The 8571-nt window shown below is 67.0% G+C and carries 9 protein-coding genes and 1 pseudogene; 2 read left to right on the plus strand and 8 right to left on the minus strand.

The annotated features are described in order from the left end of the window. The 4 genes from RT567_RS10450 to gyrA all read right to left on the minus strand — a co-directional run. Positions 1-769, minus strand: a 769-nt coding sequence (locus RT567_RS10450) for a peptidylprolyl isomerase (RefSeq protein ID WP_313576329.1), incomplete at its 3' end; no start/stop codon positions are given. Between the two features lie 8 nt (positions 770-777). Next, positions 778-1263, minus strand: a complete 486-nt coding sequence (coaD, locus tag RT567_RS10455) for a pantetheine-phosphate adenylyltransferase (RefSeq protein ID WP_286952380.1) — start codon at positions 1261-1263, stop codon at positions 778-780. Between the two features lie 54 nt (positions 1264-1317). Further along, complete coding sequence (locus RT567_RS10460) at positions 1318-2121, minus strand: aminotransferase class IV (protein WP_313576330.1); 804 nt, start codon at positions 2119-2121, stop codon at positions 1318-1320. A 6-nt stretch (positions 2122-2127) separates the two neighbouring features. Next, positions 2128-4902 carry a DNA gyrase subunit A gene (gene gyrA / locus RT567_RS10465; RefSeq protein ID WP_313576331.1) on the minus strand — a complete coding sequence of 925 codons (2775 nt, stop codon included), beginning with the start codon at positions 4900-4902 and terminating at the stop codon, positions 2128-2130. Between the two features lie 249 nt (positions 4903-5151). Here gyrA and RT567_RS10470 point away from each other — a divergent pair, with 249 nt between their 5' ends. Further along, the gene (locus tag RT567_RS10470) at positions 5152-5637 is read left to right on the plus strand and encodes a superoxide dismutase family protein (RefSeq protein WP_313576335.1); all 486 of its coding nucleotides are present in this window, start codon (positions 5152-5154) and stop codon (positions 5635-5637) included. Positions 5638-5643: 6 nt separating this feature from the next. On the opposite strand, the gene RT567_RS10475 is transcribed toward RT567_RS10470, so the two are convergent. Beyond that, positions 5644-6600: a DMT family transporter gene (locus RT567_RS10475; protein WP_409516167.1), complete on the minus strand. Its 957-nt coding sequence runs from the start codon at positions 6598-6600 to the stop codon at positions 5644-5646. A 52-nt stretch (positions 6601-6652) separates the two neighbouring features. Between RT567_RS10475 and RT567_RS10480 the strand changes: the two genes are divergently transcribed. After that, positions 6653-7219, plus strand: coding sequence for a nucleoside 2-deoxyribosyltransferase domain-containing protein (locus RT567_RS10480; protein ID WP_313576333.1), 567 nt, complete (start codon positions 6653-6655; stop codon positions 7217-7219). A 65-nt stretch (positions 7220-7284) separates the two neighbouring features. Here the strand turns inward: RT567_RS10480 and ssb are convergent, their stop codons facing one another. From ssb to RT567_RS10495, 3 genes and pseudogenes are all read right to left on the minus strand, one after another. Then, complete coding sequence (ssb, locus tag RT567_RS10485) at positions 7285-7782, minus strand: single-stranded DNA-binding protein (protein ID WP_087140792.1); 498 nt, start codon at positions 7780-7782, stop codon at positions 7285-7287. A gap of 88 nt (positions 7783-7870) precedes the next feature. After that, positions 7871-8290 (minus strand): hypothetical protein, encoded by a 420-nt coding sequence (locus RT567_RS10490; RefSeq protein WP_313576334.1) that lies wholly within the window; start codon positions 8288-8290, stop codon positions 7871-7873. 5 nt (positions 8291-8295) lie between these two features. Then, positions 8296-8571, minus strand: a pseudogene (locus RT567_RS10495) (hypothetical protein); the annotation flags it as partial.

Consider the following 8571-nt stretch of genomic DNA (forward strand, 5'->3'; position numbering starts at 1 on the left):
CGACGGCGGCGTTGAACGGCGCAGAGCCCGGCACAGCCACGCGGATCGTCGGCCGTTCAGCCTCCGGCATGGCCGAGGCCAGCCGCGCCCGCGTCATGACGTCGGCGTCGGGACCGACAGCGCCGTCGTTGGCGTCGTTGCCCGCCTTGAGCGCGCTCACCACGTCCAGCCCCTGCACCACCCGGCCGAAGACCGTGTAGGCGCCGTTCAGATTATCGTTCTGGCCCATCATCAGGTAGAATTGGCTGTTGGCGCTGTCGGGCGAACCGGCGCGCGCCATGCCCGCCACGCCGGGGCAGAACAGCCCCTGGGCCGAGGTCTTGAAGTCCGCCGTGACGAACATCTGGGCATCGGGCTGCGTCACCACCGGGATGGAGCCCATGATGCCGCGCAAGCCCGGCCCGCTGTTCTCGACCGGGGCGAAGCCGCTGTCGCGGCCGCGGCGGAAGGTGAACTCGCCCTTCAGGTCGGGCAGTTCGCTGCCGCCCGCGCCGGTGCCCTGGGGGTCGCCGGTCTGGGCCATGAAGTTCGGGATAACGCGGTGGAATTTCAGCCCGTCATAGAAGCCCTGATTGGTCAGGGTGCGAATGCGCTCGATGTGGTTCGGCGCCACGCGCGGCTCCAACTCCACCAGGATGCGGCCCTTGGCCGTGTCGATCACCCACAGATTCTCGGGCGCAACGGTGCGCCAATCCCCCGACTGGGCCATCGCTCCACCGGCCAGCAGGGCCATGCCCGCCGCCAGCGCCATCATAGACTTGATCTTCAAACCCGACCTCAACCCTTCTTGACCTTGGCCAACACGCTCGCGGCGACGGCGGGGCTGACGAAGCTGTCGATCCGGCCGTCCAGCCGGGCGATTTCCTTCACCAGTCGCGAGGCGATGGCCTGATGCCGCGGATCGGCCATCAGGAACACGGTCTCTATGTCGCTGTTGAGGCGCTGATTCATCGCCGTCATCTGGAACTCATACTCGAAATCGGCGACGGCGCGCAGACCGCGTATGATGACGCTGGCGTCCAGTTCCTCGGCGAAGTGCATCAGCAGGCTGGAAAAGGGCCGCACCTCGATATCGGCGTTGAAACGCGCCACCTCCGCCTTGAGCATCTCGACCCGCTCGGCGGTCGAGAACAGTGGGCCCTTGTCGTCATTCTGGGCGACGCCGATGACCAGCCGGTCCACCAGCTTGACCGCCCGCCCGATGATATCGAGATGACCGTTGGTGACCGGATCGAAGGTGCCCGGATAAAGTCCGATACGCATGGCCTGCGGCCTCCCCATCGTTTGGGTCCGTTTAGCAGGTGCGAAATGAACGGCCTAGATTTTCTGACGCGGCTGTGATCGCCAAAGGTTGCCTATTTGCTGCACCGCGTCGGCCGCGCCGGTGAAAATCCGGCCGTCGATGGCGGCGATTTCAGCGGCAGGGGTGGCGCTGTTGCACAGGAAGGCCCCGTCAAACCGAGGCAGGTCCGACAGGCGCACCACCGCCTTGCGCTGCGGCGATCCGGCGCGGTCCAACGCCTCGCGGATCAGGGCCTGCGCCACGCCATCCAACATGGGCGCGTCCGGCCAGACCACCGTCTCGCCCTCGATGAAGCCGACATTCCACAGCGAACCCTCGGAAATCCGACCCTCATTGTCCGTGAACAGGGCGTCGTCGAATCCCGCCAGCCGCGCCAGACGCCGCGCCCGCGACAGGCCCATCGTGGCGACGTGCTTCAGATGCGGCGCCTCGCGGGCATAGACCTGGCTTTGCAGGCGGACCCCGTGCGGCAAGGGCGACGGCGGGGCCGAAACGCTGATCATCACCTGCGGCGCGCCGATCCAGTCCGGCTGACGCAGGGAAAGCTCATTTGAAAACAGGCTGATGCGCAGCCAGGCCTCATCCCGCCCGGCCAGCGCCGTCCGCATCTGATCGTGCAGCCGATCCTCGGCGACAGCTTCGCCGAACAGCCCGATCGCCGAACGGTTGAGACGATCCAGATGCCGATCCAGCCCACGCACCCCGCCCCCCTCCACGCGAAAAGAGGTCAGGGCGCCGTAGTTGAACAAGGCCTGGCGGCCCAGATCCTCAACCCCGGCAGGTCGGCCGTCGATCCAGAGTTCAGGAGCGACGGCCATGCAGGATCAGGCCTCGCCGCCCTCGTCGGTCGACGTCTCGCTGACGTCGCCGTCTTCGTCGTCGCCGCCCGCATCCGCCAGACGTTCGACCGAGACGACCTTCTCGTCCTTGCCAGTGCGGAAGATCGTCACGCCCTGGCTGGAGCGGCCGACGATGCGGACCTGGCCGACCGGGGTGCGGATCATCTGACCGCCGTCCGTGACCAGCATCAGATCGTCGGTCTCCTCGACCGGGAAGGCGGCGGCCAGGCGCGTGCCTGCACGACCGCCCAGGCCGTGGGCCGTCAGCCCCTGCCCGCCGCGACCCGTGCGGCGATACTCATAGGCCGAAGACCGCTTGCCGAATCCGGTTTCCGTGACCGTCAGGATGAACTGCTCGGCCGCACCCAGTTCAGCGATGCGCTCGACCGACAGGGCGGCGTCGCCGGCCTCTTCGTCATCGGCCTCGACCGTGACGACATCCTCTTCCGCGTCAGCCCCGGCCAGCGCCTTGCGCATGGCGTTGGCGTGCTTGACGTAGGCGGCGCGTTCTTCCGGCGTGGCGTCCACACGGCCCAGGATGGCCATGGAGATGACCGAGTCTCCATCTTGCAAGCGGATGCCCCGCACGCCGGTGGAGTCGCGGCCCTTGAACACGCGCACGTCGTCGGCCTTGAAGCGGATGGCCCGGCCCAGAGCCGTCGTCAGCAGCACGTCGTCCTCGGCCGTGCACAGGCCGACGCCGACCATGCCGTCGCCATCTACCAGCTTCATGGCGATCTTGCCCGCGCGGTTCACCGTGGCGAAGTCGCTGAGCTTGTTGCGGCGCACGTCGCCCGACTGGGTGGCGAACATGATGTCGTAATCGCCCCAGGTCGTTTCGTCTTCCGGCAGGGGCAACACGTTCATGATGCTGTCGCCCGGCTCGATCGGCAGCAGGTTGACGAAGGCCTTGCCGCGCGACTGCGGATTGCCCAGCGGCAGGCGCCAGGTCTTCAGCTTGTAAGCCTTGCCGTTGGTGGCGAAGAACAGGACCGGCGTGTGGGTCGAGGCGCTGAAGACGCTGGTGACGGCGTCCTCGTCCTTCATCGACATGCCGCTGCGGCCCTTGCCGCCGCGATGCTGGGTCCGATAGGCGTTCAGCGCCACCCGCTTGACGTAGCCCGAGTGGGTGACGGTCACGACCATGTCCTCACGCGGGATCAGGTCTTCATCCTCCATCTCGGCGTCGCCTTCGCCGATGAGGGTGCGGCGATCCACGCCGAACTGATCCTTCACCAGCAACAGGTCTTCGCGGATGATGGCCAGGACGTTCTTGCGATCCGACAGGATGGTCAGATGGCCCTGGATGGTGTCGGCCAGGGCGCGCGCCTCGCCGAAGATGTCGTCGCGGCCCAGACCCGTCAGACGCGACAGGGTCAGGGCCAGGATGGCGCGGGCCTGCTCGTCGGTCAGGCGGATCTTGTCGCCCTCGACCAGCACGGTGCGCGGGTCGGCGATCAGCTCGACCAGGGCCATCATGTCCCCGACCGGCCAGGCCTTGGCCTGCAGACGCTCGCGCGCCTCGGCCGGGTCGGCCGAGCTGCGGATGATATGAATCACCTCGTCGATGTTGGCGACGGCGACGGCCAGACCGACCAGGACGTGGCCGCGATCGCGAGCCTTGGCCAGTTCGAACTTGACCCGGCGGACCACCACCTCCTCACGGAAGTCGAGGAAGAGCTCCAGCAGCTTGCGCAGGCCCATCTGTTCGGGGCGGCCATGGTTCAGCGCCAGCATGTTGACGCCGAACGAGGATTGCAGCGCCGTATAGCGATACAGCTGGTTCAGGATCACATCGCCCGAAGCGTCGCGCTTCAGCTCGATGACGATGCGCATGCCCAAGCGGTCGGACTCGTCTCGAACGTCGGCGATCCCTTCCAGACGCTTCTCGCGCACCATTTCGGCGATGCGCTCGATCAGGGTCTGCTTGTTCACCTGGAAGGGCAGTTCGGTGATGATGATGGCGTCGCGGTCCTTGCGGATCTCTTCAATCGACGCCTTGCCGCGCACGATGACCGAACCGCGACCGTCGCGCAGGGCGTTGCGCGGGGCCGTGCGGCCCATGATCTCGCCGCCCGTGGGGAAGTCCGGTCCCGGCACGATGTCCAGCAGGGCGTCGTCCGACACGTCCGGGTCGTCCAGCAGGACGACCGCAGCGTCGATCACTTCGCGCAGGTTGTGCGGCGGGATGTTGGTCGCCATGCCGACGGCGATGCCGCCCGCGCCGTTGACCAGCAGGTTCGGAATCCGCGCCGGCAGGACGACAGGTTCCAACTCCTTCTCGTCGTAGTTCGGCTGGAAATCGACCGTGTCCTTCTCGATGTCAGTCAGCAGGGCCACGGCCGCCGGGGCCATCTTGGCCTCGGTGTAACGCATGGAGGCCGGCATATCGCCGTCGACCGAGCCGAAGTTGCCCTGGCCATCGACCAGCATCAGCCCCATGGAGAAATCCTGGGCCATGCGGACCAGGGCCATGTAGACCGAGGCGTCGCCGTGCGGGTGGAACCGGCCCAGCACGTCGCCGACCACGCGGGCGCACTTGGAATACGACCGCTCGGGCGTCATGTTCAGGTCGTGCATCGAGTACAGGATGCGGCGGTGAACAGGCTTCAGACCGTCGCGCGCGTCAGGCAGGGCGCGGCTGACGATCACGCTCATGGCGTAGTCGAGGTAGGAGCGTTTCAGCTCGTCCTCGATCGTGATGATGGAGATGTCGCCGGGCGCCGAAGGTGCGGCGTTGTCGTAGCTGTCGTCGGTCAAGGAAATCAGGCTTTAGATGGCCGGAATCGGAACGTGATCCGCTATTCAGGTTTCTATCATCAGGGGGCCGTGGTGGCAAAGAAACGCCGCTGAAATCCCCGCGTATAAAAGGACAGGAAATTCATGCGTTTGACCCCAGCCGTTTTCATCGCTCCCAGCGTTCTGGCGATCGCTCTCGCCGCCGGCGCCGCCTCGGCGCAGCAGCATGCGGGCCATGCAGGCCATACGCCAGATCAGCACGCCTCGCACATGTCCATGATGCGCGCTGCGCCGGGCCAGACCTCGCAGGTCGCCATCATCAACGGCCAGGGCGCCGACATCGGCAAGGCCACCTTGACGCAGGGCTCGACCGGCCTGCTGATCAAGGTCGAGGCCACCGGCCTGACGCCCGGCTGGCACGGCATCCATATCCACGCCACGGGCCAGTGCGCCGCGCCCTTCACCTCGGCCGGCGCCCACATCAACCACGGCGACCCCAAGAAGCCCCACGGCCTGCTGAACGCCGAGGGGCCCGATGACGGCGACCTGCCCAACGTCTTCGCCGACGCCAGCGGCGCCGTGAACGCCGAGGTCTTCACCAGCCACGCCCGTCTATCGCAGAACGGCCCCGGCCAGTGGCTGCTGGACGCCGACGGCTCGGCCCTGGTGATCCACGCCAACGCCGACGACCATTCCAGCCAGCCGATCGGCGGCGCGGGCGACCGCGTGGCCTGCGCCGTCATCAAGGCGCAGTAAGCAACCTCAAACCTTGGCGGGAGCGCCGGCGCGCAAGCCGCGCTCCCCCAGGGCCACTGTGACCACACCCGCCAGCGCGATCGCCACGCCGGTCAGGATCTGCGGCGTCAGCACGTCGCCCATGAACAGGCCGCCGATCATGATCGACACCAGGGGCGAGCCCAGCAGATAGGGCGTCACCCGCCCGGCCTCGCGCCGCTGCACCAGCCAGAACATCAGACTGGTCGCGAACACGGACGAGATCACCCCCGCCCAGACCAGCGTGCCCCACACCAGCGGCGTCGCCGCCTTGGCCGCCTCCCACTGCCCGGTCTCGAACAGGGCCGAGCCCAGGGTCAGGGCCGGAAACGCCATCAGCGCCAGCAGACCCTGCATCTTCAGCGGCGGGATCGAGGTCGTACGCCGCGCGATCACCGTCGTCAGCGCCCAGGCCGAGGCGCCCAGCGCGCCCACCAGAATGGCCTTCCAGTCCTGCAAGGCATGGGGGTCCAGCGTCATCCAGGCCACGCCCATGAAGGCGATCACCAGGCCGACCGTCGCCATCCGTGAAATCCGCTCGCCCAGCAACAGGAAGGCGAACAGGGACGTCAGCGGAATCCAAAGTTGGGTCGCCACCGTCACCGGGCTGACGTCATTGGCCAACCAGAAGGCCAGATAGATCAGGCCATAGTGGATCGGCCCGCCCACCACGGCGATGATCAGGAGGCTCTTCCAGTTCGGGAACGGCGGCCGCACGAACCAGACCAGACAGGCGGCGGCGATGGCGAAGCGCAACGCCCCCGTCATCAGCGGCGGCAACACCTCGGTAGCGACCTTGGCGGCGGCGTTATTGACGCCCCAGATGACCAGAACGGCCACGATGGCGGCGATCTCGAGCGGCGTCAGCGCGTGCGGGGAGGAAGAGGAACTGGACACGCCCCCATGCTTGCCACAGGGCGCGACGATTGGCCTCTCACGAAGCATGACCGCAGGTTACCCTGCACAACCGCCCGCCCTGTCGGCTATAGAGGCCGCCATGAAGACCCCTGCCCTGCTGTCCGCCCTCGCCATCCTGTCCGCCTGCATCGCCGCCGCGCCTGCGACCGCCGAGCCGACGCTCGTCGTCTCGCCCCAGCCCCTGCCGATCGACAACGCCCGACCGCGCGTCTTCCTGGGCGGCAGCATCGACATGGGCGGCGCGCCGGACTGGCAGGCGGCGCTGACGCGGGCCCTGGGCGACATGGACGTCACGGTCCTGAACCCGCGCCGTCCCGACTGGAACCCCGCCTGGCGCCCCGAGGCGGACGAGCCCGAGTTCCGCCGTCAGGTCGAATGGGAGTTGGCCGCCCTGGAAAGCGCCGACGTCATCGTCATGTATTTCGCGCCGGGCACGCAAAGCCCGATCAGTCTGCTGGAAATGGGCCTGCACGCGCGCGGCGGAAAGCTGATCGTGCTGGCCCCCGAGGGCTTCTGGCGCAAGGGCAACGTCGACATCACCGCCCGCGCCTATGGCGTGCGCCAGGTGCACACCATGGACGAACTGACCGCCGCCGTCCGCCAGGCCCTGACCGAAGTCGCCGAAAAGGGCCGCTTCGCGCGCTGATCCATCCATGAAAAAGGCCGCGCCCTCGATAGGGACGCGGCCTTCATGTTCCGGCTGAACGCGCCTTAGAACGGAATGTCGTCGTTCAGGTCGTAGCTTTCCTTCGGACCCGAGGGCTTGTTGGCGCCGCCGGTCGAGAAGCCCGAGGAATAGTCGTCGTCGCGACCGCCGCCGTAGCCGCCGCGATCACCGCCGCCGCCCTGGCTGTCGCTGCGACCGCCCAGCATGGTCAACTGGCCGTTGAAGCGCTGGATGACGATCTCGGTCGAGTATTTCTCGACGCCCTGCTGATCGGTCCATTTGCGGGTCTGCAGCGAGCCTTCGACGTAAACGGTCGAGCCCTTCTTCAGATAGTTCTCGGCCACCTTGACGATGTTGTCGTTGAAGATGACGACCGAGTGCCACTCGGTCTTTTCCTTGCGCTCGCCCGTGGCCTTGTCGCGCCAGGTTTCCGAGGTGGCGATACGCAGGTTGGCGACGCGGTCGCCGTTGTTCAGCGAGCGGATTTCCGGGTCGCGACCCAGGTTGCCGACCAGAATGACCTTGTTGACGCTGCCCGCCATGACCGATGTCCTTTTATTCGTCTTGTCGTCCGTTCCTTAATCGAAACGGGCGATATGTTCTAGTTTCGTTCGCCCGCAAATGGGCGGATTAGTTGGGCGCCACGGCGACCGGGCGGCCGTCGATCTGACGCTGGATGGCGCCAGGAATGGCCAGACGGCCATCGCCGGTCCGCGCCAGGGCGAAGAACCGCGGGCCATCCAGGCTCTTGCCGAATTTGACGCCGGTGCGGTCGATGAAGATGAACTGCCCCTGATAGGCGCCCAGCATCTCATTGTTGCTGCCGCCCATGCTCAGGAATTTCAGGCGCATCTCTTCCAGCCGCGCGGCGCAGAACTCGATCTGCGGCTGGTCGCGGGCCAGCACGTTGAAGCGAGGCGCATCGCTGTCCAGCTCGCCGACGTGATAGCAGACGCCCTTGTCCGACGGCGCCTTAAGCTGAGGCGCATCGCAGGCCGCAAGGGCGGTCGAACCAAGCACGACGGCCAGTCCCGAGATCAGAACACGCACCTTCGTCACAGCTCCGGGAACTGACAATTGCGGTCCTGCTGGGCCAGGGTGCGGAAGCGGCTGTTGTCGCTGGACTGCTCAACGCGGCGCGGCACCAGGCGCAGGGTGGTGTCGCCCCAGCGGCCGTACTGGGCGTCGCCCGGACGCACGCACGTCCCGGCGTAAAGGGCCTGAACGCAGGCGCCCAGGCTCATATTGCCCGACACCTGACGCCATTCAGAGCCCGTGTGGCGCAGACAGGCCGTGCCCGATGCGGCGGGCGCTGGGCGCGCGGCGGCATC

Origin of the sequence: Brevundimonas sp. (assembly GCF_032107865.1) — a bacterium.
Classification (GTDB): Bacteria; Pseudomonadota; Alphaproteobacteria; order Caulobacterales; family Caulobacteraceae; genus Brevundimonas.

What these genes read in the sequence shown, in the direction of transcription:
- ssb (WP_087140792.1), bottom strand. Translation starts at nt 7,782, where the DNA reads ATGGCGGGCAGCGTCAACAAGGTCATTCTGGTCGGCAACCTGGGTCGC.
- RT567_RS10470 (WP_313576335.1), top strand. Translation starts at nt 5,152, where the DNA reads ATGTCCATGATGCGCGCTGCGCCGGGCCAGACCTCGCAGGTCGCCATC.
- RT567_RS10460 (WP_313576330.1), bottom strand. Translation starts at nt 2,121, where the DNA reads ATGGCCGTCGCTCCTGAACTCTGGATCGACGGCCGACCTGCCGGGGTT.
- RT567_RS10480 (WP_313576333.1), top strand. Translation starts at nt 6,653, where the DNA reads ATGAAGACCCCTGCCCTGCTGTCCGCCCTCGCCATCCTGTCCGCCTGC.
- coaD (WP_286952380.1), bottom strand. Translation starts at nt 1,263, where the DNA reads ATGCGTATCGGACTTTATCCGGGCACCTTCGATCCGGTCACCAACGGT.
- RT567_RS10475 (WP_409516167.1), bottom strand. Translation starts at nt 6,600, where the DNA reads ATGCTTCGTGAGAGGCCAATCGTCGCGCCCTGTGGCAAGCATGGGGGC.